The organism is Novipirellula aureliae (genome assembly GCF_007860185.1).
GTDB classification, from domain to species: domain Bacteria; phylum Planctomycetota; class Planctomycetia; order Pirellulales; family Pirellulaceae; genus Novipirellula_A; species Novipirellula_A aureliae.
The window spans coordinates 474,756-496,715 of sequence record NZ_SJPY01000004.1 but is presented as its reverse complement, the minus strand read 5'-3'; the positions used below and the strand labels follow the sequence as shown (position 1 = coordinate 496,715).

General features: G+C 52.7%; 16 protein-coding genes. 8 read left to right on the top strand and 8 right to left on the bottom strand.

From position 1 onward, the window contains the following. The first annotated feature begins 542 nt into the window (after positions 1 to 542). Positions 543 to 1,313 (top strand): rhomboid family intramembrane serine protease, encoded by a 771-nt coding sequence (locus tag Q31b_RS14255; RefSeq protein ID WP_146600337.1) that lies wholly within the window; start codon positions 543 to 545, stop codon positions 1,311 to 1,313. A gap of 67 nt (positions 1,314 to 1,380) precedes the next feature. Here Q31b_RS14255 and Q31b_RS14250 read toward each other — a convergent pair whose 3' ends face one another. Both Q31b_RS14250 and Q31b_RS14245 read right to left on the bottom strand, forming a co-directional pair. Continuing rightward, on the bottom strand, positions 1,381 to 4,044 hold the full coding sequence (locus Q31b_RS14250) for a DUF11 domain-containing protein (RefSeq protein ID WP_231617569.1): 2,664 nt from the start codon (positions 4,042 to 4,044) through the stop codon (positions 1,381 to 1,383). Between the two features lie 101 nt (positions 4,045 to 4,145). Continuing rightward, complete coding sequence (locus Q31b_RS14245) at positions 4,146 to 4,655, bottom strand: hypothetical protein (protein WP_146600335.1); 510 nt, start codon at positions 4,653 to 4,655, stop codon at positions 4,146 to 4,148. Positions 4,656 to 4,760: 105 nt separating this feature from the next. Between Q31b_RS14245 and Q31b_RS14240 the strand changes: the two genes are divergently transcribed. After that, on the top strand, positions 4,761 to 6,218 hold the full coding sequence (locus tag Q31b_RS14240; RefSeq protein WP_146600334.1) for a hypothetical protein: 1,458 nt from the start codon (positions 4,761 to 4,763) through the stop codon (positions 6,216 to 6,218). A 195-nt stretch (positions 6,219 to 6,413) separates the two neighbouring features. Here the strand turns inward: Q31b_RS14240 and Q31b_RS14235 are convergent, their stop codons facing one another. From Q31b_RS14235 to Q31b_RS28240, 3 genes are all read right to left on the bottom strand, one after another. Then, the gene (locus Q31b_RS14235; RefSeq protein ID WP_146600333.1) at positions 6,414 to 7,544 is read right to left on the bottom strand and encodes a Gfo/Idh/MocA family protein; all 1,131 of its coding nucleotides are present in this window, start codon (positions 7,542 to 7,544) and stop codon (positions 6,414 to 6,416) included. Further along, on the bottom strand, positions 7,541 to 8,656 hold the full coding sequence (locus Q31b_RS14230; protein ID WP_231617568.1) for a sugar phosphate isomerase/epimerase family protein: 1,116 nt from the start codon (positions 8,654 to 8,656) through the stop codon (positions 7,541 to 7,543). Before Q31b_RS14230 ends, Q31b_RS14235 begins: the two co-directional genes overlap by 4 nt. A gap of 489 nt (positions 8,657 to 9,145) precedes the next feature. After that, positions 9,146 to 9,601, bottom strand: a complete 456-nt coding sequence (locus Q31b_RS28240) for a hypothetical protein (protein WP_197171528.1) — start codon at positions 9,599 to 9,601, stop codon at positions 9,146 to 9,148. 180 nt (positions 9,602 to 9,781) lie between these two features. Between Q31b_RS28240 and Q31b_RS14220 the strand changes: the two genes are divergently transcribed. The 3 genes from Q31b_RS14220 to Q31b_RS14210 all read left to right on the top strand — a co-directional run bounded on the left by Q31b_RS14220 (position 9,782) and on the right by Q31b_RS14210 (position 13,687). Then, positions 9,782 to 10,873: a glycosyltransferase gene (locus Q31b_RS14220; protein WP_146600332.1), complete on the top strand. Its 1,092-nt coding sequence runs from the start codon at positions 9,782 to 9,784 to the stop codon at positions 10,871 to 10,873. Between the two features lie 442 nt (positions 10,874 to 11,315). Next, a complete protein-coding gene (locus tag Q31b_RS14215) occupies positions 11,316 to 12,485 on the top strand; it encodes a trans-sulfuration enzyme family protein (RefSeq protein WP_146600484.1) in 1,170 nt (389 codons plus the stop codon). Continuing rightward, positions 12,482 to 13,687, top strand: coding sequence for a trans-sulfuration enzyme family protein (locus tag Q31b_RS14210; protein WP_146600331.1), 1,206 nt, complete (start codon positions 12,482 to 12,484; stop codon positions 13,685 to 13,687). Before Q31b_RS14215 ends, Q31b_RS14210 begins: the two co-directional genes overlap by 4 nt. A gap of 258 nt (positions 13,688 to 13,945) precedes the next feature. On the opposite strand, the gene Q31b_RS14205 is transcribed toward Q31b_RS14210, so the two are convergent. Continuing rightward, entirely contained in the window at positions 13,946 to 16,147 is a 2,202-nt protein-coding gene (locus Q31b_RS14205) for a sialate O-acetylesterase (protein WP_197171526.1), read from the bottom strand. A 440-nt stretch (positions 16,148 to 16,587) separates the two neighbouring features. On the opposite strand from Q31b_RS14205, the gene Q31b_RS14200 reads away from it, so the two are divergent. The 3 genes from Q31b_RS14200 (at position 16,588) to arsM (ending at position 18,803) form a co-directional block, all read left to right on the top strand. Beyond that, positions 16,588 to 17,115 carry a hypothetical protein gene (locus Q31b_RS14200; RefSeq protein WP_146600330.1) on the top strand — a complete coding sequence of 176 codons (528 nt, stop codon included), beginning with the start codon at positions 16,588 to 16,590 and terminating at the stop codon, positions 17,113 to 17,115. Positions 17,116 to 17,232: 117 nt separating this feature from the next. Beyond that, a complete protein-coding gene (locus Q31b_RS14195; RefSeq protein WP_146600329.1) occupies positions 17,233 to 17,487 on the top strand; it encodes a hypothetical protein in 255 nt (84 codons plus the stop codon). A 437-nt stretch (positions 17,488 to 17,924) separates the two neighbouring features. After that, positions 17,925 to 18,803, top strand: coding sequence for an arsenite methyltransferase (arsM, locus tag Q31b_RS14190; protein ID WP_146600328.1), 879 nt, complete (start codon positions 17,925 to 17,927; stop codon positions 18,801 to 18,803). Between the two features lie 340 nt (positions 18,804 to 19,143). On the opposite strand, the gene Q31b_RS14185 is transcribed toward arsM, so the two are convergent. Continuing rightward, on the bottom strand, positions 19,144 to 20,376 hold the full coding sequence (locus Q31b_RS14185) for an NAD(P)/FAD-dependent oxidoreductase (protein WP_146600327.1): 1,233 nt from the start codon (positions 20,374 to 20,376) through the stop codon (positions 19,144 to 19,146). Between the two features lie 47 nt (positions 20,377 to 20,423). Further along, positions 20,424 to 20,927, bottom strand: a complete 504-nt coding sequence (locus Q31b_RS14180) for a MarR family transcriptional regulator (protein WP_146600326.1) — start codon at positions 20,925 to 20,927, stop codon at positions 20,424 to 20,426. Between the last annotated feature and the right edge of the window lie 1,033 nt (positions 20,928 to 21,960).

The window sequence follows — 21,960 nt, the reverse complement described above, 5'->3', positions numbered from 1 at the left end:
CAACCGTTGGCTCTGGCGAGTGGAAACGAACACAGACCGCTGTGTAAGAGCACTCATCATCTCTCTTCTAAATCGAACAAATCATTAGAGGTACACAGATGCGAAATCCGAATGACTCCATCTTGCTTGGCTTCATCGGCTCGCCTCCTTTCTTTGACACGTGCCATCCTGATTTGTACTGCTGAGCGATGTCTCAGCGGTACCTTTGAATATCAGTCGCTAAAGGATTTAGTTGACTGACATATCGTCGCAACGGATTCTGATGACGAAATAATGGGAGTTGGTGATGAAGGATTCCTGCCAATGGGTTATTTCATTATGCTCATGCACACGGACGTCGCTCCCAATTTTTGCTGCTATTGTTTCGATTGAACATTGTGAATGAAACCTTGCTTGCGAGGCGAAGTCCATTGCATCTGAACGAGTGTCTTTCATTTGCCGACAAGGGAATGCCAGTGACGACGGGCACTCAGCAGCGAAGTGCGAAGCCGATTTAGCAAGATGCGAAATCGGCTCGCTTTTATCTTTTCAGCGTCATCCCCATGATCCCTATCCGCGATAGCATTCCAAGCCGCACAACGCCTGTTGTCAACTATGCCATCTTGGCTATCTGCTCCGTTGCCTTTTTGATTCAATGGTCTTCAGGCCTCAGCGGCGGGAAAATCGCCGAACAGTTCGGAATGATCCCGGCCCGCATTTCTCATCCCGATGCCAGCATCATCATCGAACAGCCGGTCCAGCGGCTAACACCACTGGGGATTCAAGTTGGAACGATTAAACGAGAACTCGAACCGTCGCCCATCCCAGCTTGGATGACGCTACTCTCCTGCATGTTTTTGCATGGTGGATGGATGCATTTTCTTGGCAACATGTGGTTCCTCTACATCTTTGGTGACAACGTTGAAGATCGCTTGGGGCATGTTGGTTATGCGATGCTGTACCTAGGTACTGGCATTGCCGCCGGGTTGTCACATTACATAACGGCCACCGATAGTGTGATACCGACGATCGGTGCCAGTGGAGCGATCGCCGGGGTGATGGGGGCTTATGCTTTGCTCTATCCGCACGCCAAGGTGTTAGCAGTGATTCCCATTTTCGTGATCTTGCAACCAATCGTGGTTCCCGCACCGATCTTTTTGGGTATCTGGTTCCTGTTTCAAACCTTTAGCGGAGTGACGTCGATTGCGGGCGGAACCGCGGGCGGTATCGCATGGTGGGCTCATATCGGCGGATTTGTCGCTGGCGCCCTCGTGGCATTGCTAGTCGGCAAATCTCCACTTGGTCACGAAGCCGTTACCGAAAGACGCTTCTAAGCCGAGCCAGTAGGCGAGTCTCTCCGAGACTCGCAAATTCAGTGTCTCGGAGAGACGCAGCCACTTTTTAGCGGTCGGAGTAGACCATCGTGCTCTCTTCTTTGGTCACTGGGACCGCTGATTGGTCGCTCGTGACGATCGCTTTGACGATATGGGTTCCTGGGGTTGTTCCGCGAACGCGAACACGATAAACCAGCTCACTGTTCGCTGGCATCTGTGTTTTTGGCGCAAAGAAGATTCCTCCGCGTCCGTCTTCCTGAGCGTCTCCATCGGCACTCATGCGTTCAATCCCCGGAGGCAATTGCAACTGGACTCGCACGTTACTATCGTCGCGCGACCCACTGTTCGCCAAGCGGATTTCATAAGTCGTTTCGCCACCCACTTCGATTGGATCGGACGAGTCACTGATCTGGAACGACAGCTCCGCTAATGACTCGACCGTCACGAACGATTCGCTTTGGGCGACGGTGCCGAGATCGGCTTTGGCTTCAATCATAATCTTTCGATTTCCTTCTTCGACAGGCAATAGAGTTAACGGCACTTTTCCGTTCTTGCCTTTGGGTAAACTTGCCAACGACCAATAAACCGCATGTCGGGCTGGATCATATTGGCCTTCGAAATCGGTACTCACAAATGTAAAACCGCGATCGAGTTGGGCCACGACTTCAACATTGGTTGCATCCGCAGTACCGGTATTGGCAATTTCTAGTTGATAGGTTGCTTGCCGCTCCAGAAAACGTCTGGAGGGTCCCACCAAGCCAACTTGTACTTCTGGTGCGATTACCTCCACGGCAACGCTATGCATTGCCGTCAATCCGTCGTCTGCCGTTAAGCGTATTTGGTTTTCGATGACCCCCGGCGCAACGGCTCGTAACCGCAAGACTTGGTGACGTACTTCTCCAGCAGCCAAATCGCCCAAGAAGTTGTCAAGCTGTTTGCCTTTCGGATGATCGAGGCCTTCGGGAACGTCTTCTTGTACGATCACTCCTGTCGCAGATCCGGTGCCTGGGTTGGACACTTCGACTTCGATTTCCAATTGTTGACCAATCAGTACCTGCTCGGGTGCACGTTGCACGACCTTCAGTTCAGGCCGTGTACTAACGGTCCGTACCGATGCGGCGGCTTCGAAGGAGACACGAGCGACACTACCGAGTTCACCTTCCTGCTCTGGAATCAACTGCATCGTCACCGTCCGCTCATCGCCCGCTGGCATCGAGCCGAGGTTCCAAACAAGAACTCCCCCTTGCTCGCTCGGCGCAGGAGACGCGTCGACAAGCCGCATGCCAGCGGGGACCCGATCGTGAATTTGAACATCAAGTGCTTCGACCGAGCCGACGTTTTGAACATGAATCACAAACGAAGCGGGTTTGCCAACTTTGACTTCACTCGGTGCACGTTTCTGAATAACAACGCTTGGCGATTGCAATCCTTCAAGACGTCGATCGCCAGGCGAAGCGAACGTCGAATCGGGATTGACTTGAACAGGCTGAGCGGCGATCGGTGTTTGCATCGGCATCGGTGCCTGTTGCAGCGAACGGGAATCCGTTGTTCGTGATGCGATGCGTTGGATCGGTTGACCGGCCGGATAACTCTGTGGTGCAGCCTCATATGCTGGTGACTCGTATGCAGCTGCCCCATATGCAGCTGCCCCATAATTCGGTGCTTCGTAATTTGGTGCTTGACTAGGTTGGGAGGCGTCAGATGCAGGTTGGTCGTAGGCCATCGGAGCAGCCTGAGACGGATCGTACTGTGACTCAGCGGCCAACGATTGAGCAGCCTGAGGCGGATCGTACTGTGACTCAGCGGCCAACGATTGAGCCGGTTGAGGCGGATCGTACTGAGGCTCAGCGGCCAACGATTGAGTCGATTGAGGCGGATCGTACTGAGGCTCAGCGGCCAACGATTGAGTCGATTGAGGCGGATCGTACTGAGACTCAGCGGCCAACGGTGGAGTCGATTGCGACTCATCGTATGGAGGGGCAGCGTACTGGGGTTCCTGAAGTTGGCTATTGTCAAAGTTAGGCGCGGCAAACTGATTTAAGTCAAGTTCCTGCGACGAGGTTTCCGGTTCGACCGGAACCGTTGAGCGTAGCATGTTACTCGGCTCCGCCGCTGATGTATTGGTTCGTTCATCGTCAGCTTCGGGAACCAGGCTCGGCTCGTCCTGCACCGACATGCTCCTATCCGGAATCGCCAATTCCTGATCGCCGCCGGGCGTCGACATTTCAAACGAAGGCATCTGGTTCGCGGGAGTCGGCAAATCGGTCTGGGCCATTTCGGATGGCATCCCCCAATCGGAAGATTGGCTGTCCGTGTTGGCACTGGTTGCACCGATCGCTGGCAAGTCCAACTCGGCACCGTAAGCTGGATCGTTTTCAGGTTCGGTAGCTGGTTGGTACTCTAGGCCTGCAGGAATAGGCATCGCGTTTGGCTCGGTATACTGAACCTGCTCCACCGCGCCGCTAGATCCCCAAACATCCGAATGTTGCATCGCAGCATGCATGACAGCCGATGGTTGATTTGATGCTTGACTTGAAGCGGCAAATGCGGGAGGCGAATCATTCGACAATGCCTCAATGGGTGTAGGTGGCACGTTTACTTGGGCGGGAGTGTTCAAACTCCAGTCTGACTCTTTATCGTCACCCCGGTCTTTTTGGGCCTGGGCAGCAGCGAGCGCCCCTAACAAAATGGTGACAGCACCAGCAGCAAGTCGAATACCGAACGGTTTCATCAGTCGCATTCCTTCGCGAGAAAACTAGCCTCATCCTTGGGCTAATTCGGTACATAACAGATTCCCATTTGCGGCGCGAAGAGCATCTTTTGATTTTATTGTCACTCCGCCAGCGATTGCTTGATTCGCTCGGCCAACTTTTGTAGTTTTGCCCGTACCGAAGCAAACGTGTACGGATCGTCGCTATCGGGCTCGCCCTTGCCTGTTTCAAAATGGGGTTTTTCTCGATACATCCGCCCCCATTCGCTGTCGATTTCCGTAACAAATTCTTGTAGACGCTGTTCACAGCTGAGAAGATGCTCGATCAACGCAGCCAAACCATCGAGCGGGCGATCATAGCCGAAGTCGAAGACGGTTTCGCTGGTTTTGTACCGTCTCTGTAAAACGACTTCGAGAGCTCCCTCGCCATCGATTAGATTTTTCTCGAGATAACGTTCCACCTCGATCTCTGCTTGCTGTTTCCTTGAGATGGGCGAAGTTCCTTTCAGCAGGTTTTCGCCTCCCATGCGTCCAATCGCATCGGCAAGTGAATAGCCGCGACTCGCCAAAACCTCTTGTTCAATCTTCGCATTCCTTTTCTTCTTATCGTCTTGCTCGTTTCTTGAACTCATCAAAAGACCTTGTGCTGAAAACTTGTTTTTGACTACTCTCAAAAACTATCTTAGCACACGCCTCCTTGGGAATCGCGTGGGTACAAATGACCGCGAGGGGAAAGAATGCAAATCGGTTTACGTCGAGCCAGAAACTTTTTGTCGATTGACTTCAGCATTCTAATGAAGCCCGCCATTCTAATTGGTCCGAGCGTATTGATTGGAATCTCGCTCTTGGCTGGATGTTCTCCGAATGAGGTCACCGAGGCTGGTAAACCCACTCTCGGCGGGCAAGCGATTCACACGGTTTCCAATTCGAAAGTCATGCCGCAAGAATACTTGCGGAATGTATTCGCACGGTATCGCGATGCTGGATCGTACCGTGACAAAGGGCAAGTCCGTCTGCAATTCATGGAAAATGGAAAACCTGCAAGCCGGACGGCTCCACTTGGTGTCTGGTTCTACCGAGACTTGATCTATTTGCGTGCTTATGACACTCGGCTTTGGTCCGACCAAGAGGGATTGGCTGCATGGTTAGTCGACCCGTCAACGGAACATTTCGATTCACAAGTCCTGCGTCTACCTCCGCTTGGCCCTCGGCCTAAGTTGACGAGTTTGTTTTCGGACCCCATTTTGGCCGAACGTGTTTCGGCGGGACTAGCCGGTCCGCCGCCACAATTGGAATGGTTGTTTTCAGACCAACCAATGAAAGCTCTATTCAATCCAAAGCATCAATTCTCATTCGGCGATCAAGCGACGGTGGACGGTGGCGGTTGCCAAAGCGTTCACGTCCAAGCCAACGCGGACCGCTACACATTTTGGATCGACACGAAGTACGGAGTGATTCGACAAATCGATTTGCCACCCATTGCGATTCCAAGCGAACCGAACCAACCCACCGAGAAAGTGACTTTATCGCTCGAGCTTGTCGATGCGACCTTTGACGCCCCGACCACGACTCCCGAAACGAATTCGCTCCCCAAAAAACCCAAATTAGTGACTCGGTTCATTCCCCTTCCACCACCTGCACCCCCGAGTATTCTGGGGAAACCGTTCGCGGGTTTTGAATTACTAAAACAGACGACGGCCGGAGTCGAACCCACGCGGCCAACCGTTTACGCGATCGTCTATTTAGCCAACGACCAAGGTTCGCTTGTTTCTGCAACCAATCTGCAGACATGGATCGAAACGTTTCCGCCCGAATGGAAAGCGAGCCTTCACGCCGCGGCGATCATCCATCCAAGTGTCAAGGACATCGATGCCAAGACGCTTGCCTACCTTCACGACCAAGTTCGTCTGCCGTGGCTAGAAGAGATCCATCGCTCTGAGTCTTTGCCGCCTGGATTCGAACCGGGAAATCTGATTCTGGTCGATCACACGGGCCAGATCGTTTGGTTCCAGCCCGACGTCTCGCCACAAAGCTTGCCGGCTCTCGGAGCGATCGCTGCCGACGTGCATAGCGGAGTCGACGTTCCTCAACGGATTCGCGAACAATCCGAGCAAGAGCGAGCCGCCTACAAAACCGTACTTAAGAACGAGCACAACGAAGTCGTGCGACAAGGCTTAGCCGCACCGTTGCAATAAGAAGCGTAGCAGACAAACGTTCCCCGTAGTGGATCTTGTTAAAGATCCGTACGAATCAAACGTTCCCCGTAGTGGATCTTGTTAAAGATCCGTACGAATCAAACGTTCCCCGTAGTGGATCTTGTTAAAGATCCGTACGAATCAGACGTTCCCCGTAGTGGATCTTGTTAAAGATCCGTACGAATCAGAAACACACTACACCGTTTTCCATGCCCGCTCGTTGGCACTCGCCAAAACGGCATCGCAAACCTTTTGTGTCAGCAATGCGTCTCGGAAACTTGGGTGGAACGGCTCTCCCGTTTCTAACGACTTTAGAAAGTCAGCGACCTGATGGATAAAGGTGTGCTCGTAGCCAATGTTCAAACCTGGCACCCACCAATTCCCCATATACGGCATGTCACCATCACTAATGTGAACACTACGCCAACCGCGAACGACGGAGTCGTCGTGATGGTCAAAGAACTCCAAGCGATGCAGGTCGTGCAAATCCCATCGAATCGAGGCGTTTTCTCCATTGATTTCAAAAGTGTAGAGTGCTTTATGGCCTCGAGCGTAACGGGTTGACTCAAACAAACCGAGCGAGCCATTTTCAAAATGGCAGAGGAAGCTGCAGGCATCATCGATCTTGACCGGTTTCTTCTCACCCGTCTCCGCATGGACTCGTTCTTTCACAAACGTTTCGGTCATTGCGGTCACATCGTTGATGCCTCCATTGAGCCAAATGGCGGTGTCGATGCAATGCGCCAGCAGGTCGCCCGTCACGCCACTTCCAGCGGAATCGGCATCGAGTCGCCAGGTCGCCGCGCCACCTTGGGGCACGTCAGCGCTGATTGTCCAATCTTGTAAAAAGTTGGCTCGGTAATGAAAGATCTTGCCCAGTCTACCTTCATCAATAAGCTGTTTGGCAAGCGTCACCGCTGGGACTCTCCGGTAGTTGTACCATACCATGTTAGGGACGCCTGCCTTCTCGACCGCTTGGCACATCGCTTCGCCTTCGGCCTGATTCATCGCCAACGGTTTTTCGCACAGAACCATTTTGCCAGCTTCAGCAGCGGCGACCGAAATCTCTTGGTGCAGATGGTTGGGCGTACAAACATCAATCGCGTCGATGTCATCGCGTTTGAGCAATTCTCGCCAATCCGTTTCGACCGATTCATATCCCCAAACGTCAGCAAACCTCTGAGCGTTTTCGCGGTTGCGAGCGCAGACGGCCTTCAGAACCGGTTTGTACTCGGACTCAAAAAAATGAGGAGCCTGAGCGTACCCATTTGAATGCGTTCGGCCCATAAACCCACAGCCGACGATTGCTACATTAAGCGGCTTCATGCTAATCCCTCACTTATTTCATTGGTATGTGCATCACGAACTTCGATCATCGTCTTGAGGATGGTGTTCCAGGTGTTAGGATCTTCAAGCGTTGAGTTGGGGAACATACAACCATCCCAACAAAGATGCTCAATCCCCCGGCTCTCCGCATCTTTGAGCCAATACTTTGAGCATCGCACGATATCCAGCTTTCCATTCGGGTCGTCGGGCGGGCAGTGCTTTCCGGTTTTGTCATGTGACCCCGCTCCGTGAACTTGACCGTCGTTTTGTGCAACGTGGAAGTCGATAGTCCAAGGCCGAAGCTGATCGGTCATCGTTTCATAGGCCGCATCGAATTCCTCTTCGCTATAGCCTTCGCCGAGCAACGCATGCTCGGGGGCGTTGTACCCCATCAAATACAAATAGGTATGCGCCAAGTCGGCTTGGAAACCGAGCGACTCGGGCATGTCGACCGCTTCGAGCAGGTTGAGCATGTCTTTCCAGCTGTGCATTCCTGCCCAGCAAATCTCACCTTCTGCCGCGAGTCGTTCGCCATGATCGGCAGCAATTTTGGCTGCCTCTTTGAACGTCGCTGCGATCGATTTGGTGTTTGCGACTGCATCTTTTCGCCATGCGTCGACCCCGAACTCGGCACTGTCGATTCGGATCACTCCATAGCGACGCACCCCATGTTCGTTGAACCGATTTGCGATCCTGCAGGCCACCTTTACGGCCGACAGAAAACGCTCGCGTTGCTCCGCGTCGCCCATGGCAGAATCACCAACCGTCCCCGGCCAAATGGGAGCGACCAACGATCCCACCGCCAAGCCAGAATCCGAAATATTATCTGCCAAAGAACGAATCGCGTCGTCGTCCGCGTACGGATCGGTGTGGGGGTGAAACAAGAAACAATCAATCCCGTCAAACCGTTGCCCATCGACCTCGGCAGCGGCCGTCAAGTCAATCATGCGGTCCAAAGAGATCGGCGGTTCGAGTCCCTCATCGGTTCCCTTACCAACCAATCCAGGCCACATCGCATTATGCAGTTTCATCATCGCTAGCTCCCGGCCGTTGGCAAGTTGTCGTGAATCGCGGGGCACATCAAACAGCGGTTCGCCGTTCGACGGTGCCATAGACTATCTAAAGATCCTCGTACCCCTCTCCGCGGAAGGGCAACGAAGACACCTATGATTTATTTGTTTTATTTGTTCTGGATCGAGATTGCAACCGTGCCAGAAACAAATTGTGCCGTGACCCCAGGCGACCAAGCGGCCGCGATCAAGGCCCGCGATTTGCATGCCCACTCGACGACAGCAAGCTCTAAACGGCTAAGTCTTCGGGTTAATACCAACAAGCTTTCGCATGCATTCCTCACGATAGGGACGACTTGCTAAAGCCTCGGACGCAAGTGCCTGGGAGGGGCGAGATTTCGCCACAATGAAGAAGCCGCGAAGCAACGAAAGAAGAACGTCGCTGCGACCGTAGCACGCAGCCGATCGAGTGCGAAACCAATTTTCCTGCCGTCCCGTCAGGACCTCCAACGCCAGAGGATTTCGCGTCCATGGAGTCTACGTCCGTCCGGGGCGGATACATGCCGTGGTTTCGCCACGGATAATCGCCCCTTAGTTGTTAACCATTTGGTCCACGCTTGCAGCGGCATCCACGAACGGATTGCTTCGGATGGGACCAGGAGCGGTTCTTTGCCTAGCTGCAACCGACAACGTTTCTGAATAGCTGACGCACGGGTTTGAACTTCGACGTTGCGTAGGCGAGCCCGGTTGAATGAACTCTGATTCCAAACGAGCCTTGTATCCTTGCGGAGCGCTGACCTGCGGTAACGCTGGGAATGGGCTGATGCCATAGGGTCGCGCGTAACGGGCACCGTAATAGACGGGTGGATGGACGGAGAAGTAGGGCGGAGTACGATAGCCACTACCGAATCCTGCTCCAAACCCTCCGTAGAAACCGGGATATCCAATGCCAGGAAAAAGGCCAGCTGGATATTGGGCGGAAGCGGTGTTCGATGCCGAAAAAATACTGGCCACTGCGATAACGAGAGCGATTGCAAGTTTATTCATGATATTTTCTCGAAAAGAGAATCCTGGTGTGTCGTTTGTTTCGTATAGAGTAAACCCGCCGTGCTATCATTTAAGCTAGTTACCACCCATAGCCGTTTCAACCGTTAGATTCCCACAATTCACTTTTTCTGTCATGTTCGATATTTTCGCGTCGTTGCGATTTCATGAAGGATTCATTCATTGAGAATTGTCTGCGCGATTCACTCTCTTGATGGCGGTGGAGCCGAACGTGTGATGGCTCGGCTCGCATCGATGCTTGCAGGTCGCGGTCACGACGTGGCCCTTCTTACTCTCGATAACGCCTGTAAAGATCGGCACGAAGTAGCAACGGCGGTGCGGCGAATTCCGCTCGATGTGATAGGCAATCCCCAACGAGGAATCGCTAAATTATCGAGCATAAAGACTCGCCTGCTCGCGATTCGGTCAACACTTCTCCGCGAAAATCCTGACGTCGTCCTCTCTTTTTGCGACCGCAACAATATCGATGTGCTTCTCGCAACGACCCGATTGTCGATACCGGTCGTTATCAGCGAGCGAAGTGATCCCTCCGCGCAGAAGCTCAGTAAGAATTGGGTGCTCGGTCGATTTTGGGAATGCGTTCGCCGCCGTGTCTACCGGCGAGCACGTCGAATCATTGCTCTGACGCCGGAAATCGCCGCCGCTTTGCAACCGCTTTCCAAGCGTCCGATAGCCGTCATCCCCTCCGCGGTCGACCCCGTTTCCAACCTACGTCCGCTTGAGGAACGGGACAGAGTGATCCTCGGTGTGGGACGGCTTGAAAGTGAAAAAGGGTTCGGACGTTTAGTGGATGCATTCGCTGCGGTCGCAAACGACGTTCCTGGCTGGAACCTTCGAATTTTGGGCGACGGCTCGCAGCGAAATGTCTTGCAGAACAAGATCGACAGGTTAGGACTGGCAAATCGAGTCGAACTGCCTGGCTGGATACGTCCGATTGCACCGGAGTACGGCAGAGCATCACTCTTCGTCCTGCCGAGCTACTACGAAGGCTTTCCATCCGCGTTGCTCGAGGCGATGGCATCGGGAATACCTGCGATCGCAATGGATTGCCAAAGTGGATCCTGCCAAATCATCGATCATGAAGTCAACGGACTGTTGATTTCAGGTTCGAGCAACGAAATAGCTCAAGCAATTCGTCGTTTAATACTCGACGCCTGCCTGAGAGAACGTTTGGCCAAAGAAGCGATTCATGTCTCGGAGCTTTATTCATGGGAGCGTATGACCGATGCGTATGAGTCGGTCATGTCTCTTTAGACGAGTTCCCTTTTCAAATCCTGCATCGCAGGTTCAGCCCTGTTCATGCTGCGTTTTGGCAAGGTAATTTGCGATCAATGCCTGGGTCCCCCCCTACGTCCAATGCTGGTCCTTCTGTACAGGCAATCGCCTTTTTTAGGAGGACGATCTTGTTTCTTGTTCTGAAAAACAGAAAAACCCTTGCCGCGAGCTAAATTGGCGGATAGTCTATCTACAACGTCAGTGGACGCTTGCTCGGCGGAGCAGCGTTACACTAGGGATTTGAGGCCGCTTGCAGCCTATAACTGCTAAAGAGCCACGCTAAATGAATATTAGTATGCTGTCTAAGAAGAACGATACGGGTTGTGATGGTTTGTCCGGTCCTGCTTCTCCATCCGTTGCCGATGAGGACACCAAGCCCGTTAAGGACGCCCCACCGCAGGGCGATCCCATAGCTAAAAAGATGCTTGGACCGTCCACGCAGTGTGTTCACGCAGGTGAAAAACGGCAGAAATCGGAAGGTGCGATCGCCACCCCGATCTACATGGCATCCACGTTCACATTCGAATCGACCGACGCGGTGGTACGGTTCGCGCGAGGTGAAGAACCACGCGAAGAGTATGGTCGCTACGGTTCGCCCAACGAAAAAAGCGTGGAAGCAAAATTGGCCGCGTTGGATGGGGCCGAAGATGCGATTTTGTATAGCTCAGGCATGGCGGCCATCGTTGGGCTATTGATGACGAAGTTAAACGCGGGCGACGAAATCGTTTTCTTTGACCAGTGTTATCACCGCAGCCGCGAGTTTTGCAGCAAACACTTGGCTCGCTTCGGGGTCGTCACCCATCAAGTTCCCACAGGTGACTTCGCTGCTCTCGAAGCAGCGATCACTCCACAAACGAAGATGCTGGTCAGTGAATCGCCAACCAATCCGCACCTGACCGTTATCGACCTCGAAAAATTTGCTGCCGTGGGCAAAGCATTCGAGATTGAGACGCTCATCGACGCGACCTTGGCAACCCCGCTGAACATCAAGCCGATTGGCTATGGCATCGACTATGTCTTGCACTCGGCCACAAAGTATCTCGGGGGGCATAACGACCTGCTTGCGGGTGCCATTTGTGGCAGTAAACAATCGCTTGAACCGGTGCGAGCGATGCGGGGAATTCTAGGTAGCGTCAACGCACCACAAAGCTTGTACCAGCTTGAGCGTGGGCTTAAAACGTTTGGATTAAGAATGCAACGCCACAACGAAAACGGGTTGGCGGTGGCAAAGTTCTTAGAATCGCACCCACGTGTTGAGCGAGTTTATTATCCTGGCATCGAGTCGCACTCGACTCACGAAATCGCTGTGGAACAAATGAAAGGCTTTGGCGGTCTAATCTCTTTCGAAGTCAAGGATGCGGATTGGCGAGACACGTCGCGAATTGTCGACGCAGTCCGAATTCCGCGAATCGCACCGAGTCTTGGTGGCGTTGAATCCCTGATCGAACAACCCTATGTTATGAGCTACTACAACTATTCGCCTGCCGATCGCAAGCGGTTTGGAATCGCTGATAACATGATTCGAATGTCGTGCGGTATCGAAGATGGCGAAGATTTGATTTCCGATCTTGAGCAAGCCTTAACAACATGAACGATGAAAAACGAGATGAGTTTTTAGTCGGAGCAGAATTTTGCACACGAGCGATTCATTCACAAATGGATTCGCACGTGGCGTCCAATTCATCCACCGGTGCGGTAGTCCAACCCATCCACATGGCCACCACCTTTCGCCAACCCGGTGCGGGAGAATGGGGCGAATTTGACTATTCCCGTAGTGGCAATCCAACCCGGAACGTGTTGGAAAAGACGCTTGCCAACCTCGAGGGCGGTGTGGGTGCTTTGGCATTTTCGTCCGGCATGGCCGCGATTCACTGCGTCACCATGCTGCTTCGCAACGGTGATCATGTCGTCGCCGGATGCGATCTCTATGGTGGTGCCTATCGACTTCTACACAAGATTTGTGACCGTAGCGGGATTACCGTGACGCTCGTGGACATGACCGATCCGGCGGCTGTCGAAGCGGCCATGACCGCTAACACCAAACTCGTGTGGGCCGAAACGATCGGCAATCCTCGCCTCTCCGTTCCTGATCTAAAATGCTTGTCTGAAATCGCACACACACACCATTGCCGATTCGGTGTCGACAACACATTCGGTACGCCCGCACTGCTGCGACCACTCGACTACGGTGCGGACATTGTCATGCATTCGGCAACCAAGTATCTGGGTGGACATAGTGATTGTTTGGGCGGAACCTTGGCGGCCAAAGAGGAATCACTCTTTGAGGAACTCTATTACATCCAAAATGCGACCGGTGCCGTCCTCGACCCGATGACGAGCTTCTTAACAGCCCGTGGCGTCAAAACGTTGGACTTAAGAGTTCGGCGACAATCGGCGACCACGCTGCAATTGGCAAAGTGGTTGGAAACTCGCAGTGATGTCCGGAGGGTTTTGTATCCTGGACTCGAATCTCATCCGCAATACGAACTCGCGGCGCGTCAATTCGATGGTGGGTTTGGAGGCGTCTTGACATTTGAACTTGATGCTGGACTGGCTCGGACCGCACACGTTTGTGAATCAACAAGACTGTTTCAGTTAGCCGTTAGTTTGGGAGCGGTGGAATCCTTGATCGAACAGCCTGCGACCATGTCACACGCCAGTTATGACGCTGTCGATCGAGAGCGATTTGGGATCACCGACGGATTAATTCGCTTGGCGGTAGGCTTGGAATCGTTCGAAGATCTACGAAACGATCTCGATGCTGCCATGTGCCAAAACAGCTTGTCTGGTTGAGTATCGATGCCTACTCAAACCACCGGTTGCAAACCGTTGAGAGCTGCCTGCGGTGTAATCGCACGCTCAGAAACAAGAAGGTAACGACCATAGTGAGTGACGACACTCGCAATCTTTCCGACGGATAGCTAGGTCATCAAAAAGATGAACGGGAATCGGAACGCACGCGTCATTGCAATTAGATGCCAGCTTCGATAACGGCAAAAGCTCATGCTGCCCTACATTGCCTACGCGTCAAGCTTCGATTCGCATCAACGCTTAATTGCTTGGACGTACGTAGACTCGCAACCGTTTGGATGAATATGCTGAAGCGTTTGAAACAAACGTCCAATCACGGGTTTTTCCGCTGCTGTTGCCAATGCCAATTTCGGCATCGGCCCCCGCTTTCCATTTATTGATCGCAAAGATGGTTTGTTGCTCGCCGTGATTGTGTACTTGCATCGATCCGTAACCGTCGATTGGCGGAACCGGTTGGTCCCCGAAATCGTATAGGGACGAGGACGCATTTTCGACATTACCGTCGTTGGCAGCAGCGTAGTTGTTCGGCCAAAACTCAATATTTCCCGTTGCGATCGAAACACAATTCGTAACAACATCGGTCGAGCTAAACACGTCCATCGATTCGACGGGCATTTGGAAGTTAGCATTTGAAGAGACGGTTGGAATTCCAATCTGTTTTGCATTGTTCGTAAATGCATTCATACTGACGAAGACACTTTGTTCTCCGCCGTCGCTCGATTCGAGTTCCAGTAGATAGCCAACGCGATCAAACTCGGTCACCTCTGCACTTCGATCAACGTCATATTTTGGTTCCTTTGCCAATTGGCGAAGATCTAAGTCATAGACGAGTTGGTAGTCTGAAAAGCGAGGAATCATGTCAGTGAATGTTGGCATGTCTCCGCCACGAAATGCGGAAACGGGTAAGCCGGTCGCTCCCGTCAAGTTCGGCTCCGCTCGTTTGTTCCAGGCGAATCGAAAGGCGACTGCCTGCTCCACGTTGGGCGAACTCAACACGACGCTTTCACCGTCGATTGTCGCTTCAGCATCGTGAAAACCACCCGAATTCTTCCCGATGATTTCGAAATGGCTCGGCGCTTTCCCGTCACGTGTTTTCAACTCACCGCCGCTGTGCTTGAATCGGATTCGAAGCTTGCGGCCCTCAACGCTCATCGATTCCATTTCAGGACTTCGGGCAACAAGATCCGTTTGCCCGTAGTCGTTCTTGAGAGCCAGAAGCGCCAATCGATATCCGACATCTTTTTTATTTTTTGGATGGATGTTTTGCAGCGTAGCAATGTCATTGATGACAACCATCCCGGTGTTCGGAATTTGCAAGGCGGCATTTTGAGCTTCCCAAAACTGAGGCAAAATCGAGGCATCTTCCGTTCCATACATATAGGGAGCAAGTTGCACGTAATAGAATGGAAAATCACCTAGCTCCCATGCCCTACGCCATCCCTCGATGAGGGCTTGCATCTTGTCGGCATAGAGCATGCCATCGATACGGTTCGATTCACCCTGATACCAAATGGCACCGCGAATCGAATAGCGAACGATCGGATGGATCATTCCGTTGTAAAGCATCGTCGGATCTTGATGGGACTTCAGCGGTCTCTGGTTTTCGGGAAACGCCGGATGAAGCGGCACCGATCGTTTATTTTGCAATGCCGACTTCGCCTGTTGGACCCAAGATTCCAACGACGACACATGCTCGGTCATCAGGGTTTGATACAATTCCGATTCTGGGTTTTGTTGTTGTACGCGGTGATAGATGTCGTGAAGTGATTCAATTTTTCCAAATGCTTGGGCAGTCGTCCAAGGTTCGATCCGCGTACCTCCCCACGAAGAATTAATTAGCCCGATGGGTACGTCGAGTCGATTTGCTAATTCAATTGCCATATAAAAACCGACGGCCGTGAATCGACCTGCTGTTTGGGGGCTGCATACTTCCCACTTCGCAGCAACGTTATCCACAGGCGTCGGCGATGCACTATGAGCAATCTTGATGTGCCGGATATTTGGGTGGTTTGCGGCAGCGACCACCTCTCTAGCATTCTCCGTATTATCGACGACCCATTCCATATTGGATTGTCCTGAGCAAAGCCACACTTCACCAATCAATACATCACGCAAATCGATCCTGTTGGAACCTTCAACCGTCAACACGAGTGGTGTGTTGCTCGCTTTCATTGGCGGTAGTACGACATTCCAAGTTCCGTCATCTAAAGCTTTTGAGCGGATGCGATTATCTGCGATCGTCACCATGATGTTTTCACCAGGATCGGCCCAGCCCCATATCCTAATCGGCTTCTGCTGCTGCAATACCATCGAATCCCCAAAGATTCCTGGCAGCCGAACTTCGGCACAAGCTGGGGTGCTTGATCCAAACGGAAACATGATGGCTACAACGAGAAGACAAAGGGAGCGAAGACGGAGCGGGCGGGTAAGGCAATCTTTCATAGCGGATTCTCGGGGGGGGAAAAGGCGGGTTGGCATGCGTTGCTGTTCGGGATGAATATGTTCTTGCTCAACAGACCGGAGGCCGACACCACCGGCAAGGATAGGCCGGCCTCAGGACTAAAACCTTCATTGGTTAGGCTGGCGGTGCACCAACCATCGATTCCCTTAGTGTAATGAATGCTGCGGAGTATTGTGAGCAAGCCAAAAGAGTTAAAATCGGTAGAATCGAGCGCATCGATACTCGATTACCCCGTTCCCAACCATTTCGAAACGGTCGCTTCGCCATCGCCGGTTTTACGAGCTAGCCTTGAGATGCTGAGTTGTCGATCTATTGGGGGGGGAAACGTGCGCGACAACTTGCAAATGATCGTTTGTTGATTGACACTCGCAATTGCAAACCATCTCCTTTTCGCCCCCCGCGTTAGCTGAGACCTTTGTCGATGAATGCTGCTACTCCATCGAGTTCATGCCAAACTCAACAAGCTTTCTTTCGCTGCCCCGTCCCTCAATCCGATGGTGCGGCGACGATACGAATTGGTGCGAAACGCATGAGGGCGTCGGTTGCGGAAACGTCGATTGATGGGTTCACCGTCATGATCACGCCCAAGTATGCGAAACGCATTCAAATGGGCGGGACCTGGGTCCTCGATTTTCAAGAGACTCGGACGGAAGTACACCCTCAGTGGTTTTTTCAGTCACCCGAAGGTCACGTTCAGCTCGGTTTGCGGCGGCTTCGCGATCTGACCAAAACCAAACCGATCCGAAACTCCTGGAGGCCTTGGCCATCGGCGGGTCGTAGCGACCATTCAAACAACTCGACGATTATGTTTGGCGGCTTCGTCTTGGCACTGATTGCGGTTTTATCGACAACGAGACTCGGAGAACAACTTGGCACCGCCGATAAAATTGAATCGGCTTTCAAGTGGGTTGTCGGCGAACTTGACAGCCAATTCGGACGTTGGTTGTAATTTCCGCCGCTCCAACGCGTTTCCATCATCCATCCATCTTCCGTTGGGCTGCCTATCCCAGCACCCGATTTCGCACTGGGTAGGTGCATTTTGAGGGGCACACCCTTCGCATCGACGATGCCTTGCGTCTTATCCGCTTGGCGACTTGGCGAGTCCAACTTGGACCTTTCGATCCTTCACGGCATCGCTCTTGGATCATTGTGTGGGCGAGCGAAAGGCGGAGTCACCGTTTTGAAAGAACTGCCTTTACCATTGATAAAATTGAGTGGGCTGGAGCCCAAGTGGATCGCAGACATCCGAAACGGGTATCTTGCCTCGCTATGGAAAATCACGACGGCGAATCCGGCAACCGTGGTTCGAACACCTGGGTGACCACGCCCCAACAGAAAACCGCCAACGAATCTCGATTGGTTGAACGGCCACAAAGGACCCGATGGGGGGAGTAGCACTGGCCCAAACCGCTTGATAGAGCCACGTAAAAACGCCATTTCGCAATTGCCCCCCAAGAAAAGGGGGCACCCGTGCCGGTGATCTTTTTGGATCCGCCTTGACAAAAAACGAACCCACCCGTATCGTTAATCGACGATAGACAATTTAGCGGTAGTGGGCGAGCCGAACTCGAAAGGCAGAAGTGAGGGCCGCGAGTCTTCTGCTGCTGCAACAAAGATGCGATGGCTAAGCGAAAGAAGTGGATCGCGGAGCTTTCAGCAAACGTTCGATCGCTTCCGTGCGATTGATACAGACTAAAAAATTATCACCCCAGTCTATCGCCCTTTGGCGATAGCCGATAACGTGCGAAGGAGCACACCATGAGTAAGCGAATGATCATTGATGATGTCCGAGACCAGTACGCAAACGTGGCCAAAGGCGGCCTCTCGAACGAGTCAAATTCGATCCGGTCGATCGCATCTGCCTTCGGCTATTCCGAGGAAGACTTGAATCAGTTGCCAGCCGAAGCCAACATGGGATTGTCGTGCGGCAACCCGATGGCTCTTGCCGGCATTCGAGAAGGAGAAGTGGTTGTGGACCTCGGTTGCGGCGGCGGCATGGATGTGTTTCTGGCTGCTCGCAAAGTGGGTTCAACCGGTCGAGTTATCGGTATCGACATGACAACAGAGATGCTTGAGCGAGCTCGCGCGGGTCAGCAAAAGCTTGGACTGACCAATGTCGAGTTCCATCAATCAACCATCGATCGATTGCCGCTGCCAGACAATTCCGTCGACTGCGTGATCAGCAATTGTGTGATCAATTTGGTACCCGACAAGTTGGCTGTCTTTCAAGAGATAATGCGAGTACTCAAGCCTGGCGGCCGTGTGGCATTGAGTGACATTGCAACCAAGAAAGAACTTCCAAACGAAGTGAAGCAAAGCATTGAGGCCTACGTTGGTTGCATCTCCGGTGCAATTCGGATCGACGAGTATCGCAGCCTGCTTGAACAAGCGGGCCTTACTTCGGTGGTCGTGAATGAGACAGGAGCAGACCTGAACGCTTATGCGATGGCTAGCGGAGGCGAATGCTGCGGCGAGGTTTCATGCTGTTCCGATGCTGGCCAATCGCCAGCTGAGACCGAACAGAAATCATTGCATGATGGACTCGCTTCTGCGATGCAATCGTTTGATGCCAATGCCTTTGTGGCAAGCGTCCGGGTACATGCTCTCAAGCAACCTTCGACGCACGATGCAAGTTGACGAGCTAGTGCTTTGACACAGCTTGATTTTTGGCTCGGCAAAAGAGTGGCTGGGGCATCTTGCCTCAGTAAACCGCGGCTGGAAGCCACAGCCACGAAAGATGCTTACCCTCATTCTTCGTTGGGACAAAGGACGGGTAGCTCGATTAGCGAAAGGGCGGCAGATGGCAAAAATCCTACGTGCCGCCGCAGCTTGGTCCACGCACTCAATGGCGAGGGTTTTGCCCAAAGGTTCGCTTGACCATGCCTCCAAGCGTATGGTTCAACGAAAACATCGTTGAAGTGGCGTTTGAAGATCAATGGTCCGCCTCGTCCGTGGTGGACGGTGGTGCTGAGCCGATTCAGCCAGGACCCTTCGTCGCTCTCATTGAGTCGATGTCAGTGAAGACTTGGTCGAGATCCTGTTTGAACAGGTCGCCGATGAGCAGGTCGGTAACGCTTCCTCGATGATGGGGGTAGCGGCGTATGAATTCGCCAAAATTGAATCCGTCGTAATACTCGCAGACCAGTCGGCGCATCCGGTTCATCCCTTCGACGAATCCCGCCTCCCACTTGCCGATTTGCGTCTTCGAGGTATCACCATTTTGCAAGCCTTCGACAATCGCATCCGCAGCAAGTTCTCCCGACTTCAACGCCAGCATCACTCCCGATGAGTAAAGCGGATCGAGGAACCCGAAGGCGTCACCGACCAGCACCCAGCCGTCACCTGCAGCTTGGCTGGCACGGTAGGTGTAATCCTTCGTCGCCTTCACCGGGGCAACTTGTTCTGCGTTTGAAACCCGCTCTTTCACGCTGAGACAGTTCTCCATCTCCTCCGCCAAGGTGGTCTCGTGATTCACTCGCCCCTTGAACAGATAGTCGAAATCCGCGACGACTCCGACGCTTACCGTGTCATCTTGCATTGGGATGTACCAGAACCAACCCTGCTTGTCACGCAAGCTCAGAACGATGGTCGCCCCTTCGTCCTTGCCTTGATCTCGATAGGCTCCCTTGAAGTACGTCCAAATCGCACCCTTGTTCAACTCGGTATCGGGAACCCGGAGTTTGAACTTGTTGATGAGCATTGAGCTTTGACCGCTGGCATCCACGACCACACTTGCCCGAATCTCCTTCAAGTTCCCGGTCTCGTCCGTGATCTGCACACCAACGGCCCGGTCTCCCTCAAAAAGGACATCGTGAACTCGCACGCCCTCGCGAACCGTGACCCCCTGTTCTTCCGCGTTCTTCAGCATCATCACGTCGAATTCGCTGCGACGGATCTGCCAAGTCTGCGAGCATTCGTGCGGCTTGTTATCGTGGAAATAGAAGGGAGCAGAATGCTTGCCCGACGGACTCACGAACTGCACACTGTGCTTCTTGATGAAATGGCTCGACTTCATCTTGCTGAGCATTCCCAATCGCTTCAGAATCCAATAGGTTTCAGGAATCAACGACTCCCCAATATGGTAGCGGGGAAATCGTTCACGCTCGAACAGTTCCACGCGATAACCCTGCTGGGCAATCAACGTTGAAACGGTCGCACCGGCGGGGCCGCCACCGATCACGACGACATCGGGAGACTGGTGATCTAACATACTGGAACACTTTCGGTAATTGGTTGCATTGGAAAGCTGACGGCCAGTCACTCATCGATGAATGACAGATTCTCGGTATCCTCATGTGGTTGCCGGGCTTTTCGGAGCAAGTCAACCAATTGACGCAATACCTTCTTGTTTAGGTGCCCCAACTGCTGCCGATGACATTCTTGAACAGCATCGTGAACCTCGTTGAGCAGTTGCATCCCGTCCTTTGCAATGCGGACCTCGACGACTCGGCGATTCTCCGGTCTCCGCTCCCTCAAAAGCAAACGTCGTTTTTCCAAGCGATCGAGTAGACGAGTCATGTCGGGGGCACGAGAGATCAGCCGACTACCGAGCATTAACGTTGGCATCGCATCGGGATGAACCGAACGCAACAACCGCAATGCGTTGTACTGCTGAGCAGACAAGCCGACACGTCCGAAAACCTCGTCTTCGATCAACTTGAGACGGTCATAGGTCCGCCATAAGTTCAAGAAAACCTCTTGTTCCAACGAATCAAAGGATTCCTCGGCCGCTGTCGCAGTATCTCTCGATCTCTTGCTCATGCAACGAAATTAAACGTTGAAACAACTGTCGTCAAGACGTTTATCGTAAGCCCCAACAAGATCCTGCGGCAAAGTCGCAAGCATGCTCGGTCGTCCTTCGGCTCATGGAAAAGTTTTCTCCGATGCTTGTTTCGGTTCCATGCCTGATAGAATTAACCTAACTCGTCGGGGCGTCTGGTTCGTGGTATCTTTTATCCTTGCGCGTCCCCAACCAATAATTCTGTTTTGAGAGAATTTAAACTCGGCTATTTATCGCAAGAAGCGGATCGAGGGATCGACCATCGAATTCATCCAATCCTCTGAAACCACAATCGAAAACATGATGAATCATTACCAGAGCATGAGCAAACGGCTTTTCATTCTAGGTGCATCCTTGTTCAGCTAGCCACAGCCACGATCTGCACAGCAGAGGAAACCTCTACCGATGTTTGCGTCTATGGCGGCACCGCTTCGGGAGTAATTACCGCGGTTCAGGTCTCCCAGCATGGGCAAGAGCGATCCGTAGCACAGGCTTCCAGCCTGTGATGTCAAAAACACAGGCTGGAAGCCTGTGCCACCAACGAACCGACCTCAATGTATCCGAGCGACCAGCCCGTCAAAGACAGACAAATACTCGCACCTGACAAATTAAATCCGTGGCACAGGCTTCCAGCCTGTGATATCAAAAACACAGGCTGGAAGCCTGTGCCACCAACAAACCGACCTCAATGTATCCGAGCGACCAGCCCGTCAAAGACAGACAAATACTCACACCTGACAAATTAAATCCGTGGCACAGGCTTCCAGCCTGTGATATCAAAAACACAGGCTAGAAGCCTGTGCCACCAACGAACCGATCTCAATGTATCCGAGCGACCAGCCCGTCAAAGACAGACAAATACTCACACCTGACAAGGAAAATCCGTGGCACAGGCTTCCAGCCTGTGATGTCAAAAACACAGGCTGGAAGCCTGTGCCACCAACGAACCGACCTCAATGTATCCGAGCGACCAGCCCGTCAAAGACAGACAAATACTCGCACCTGACAAATTAA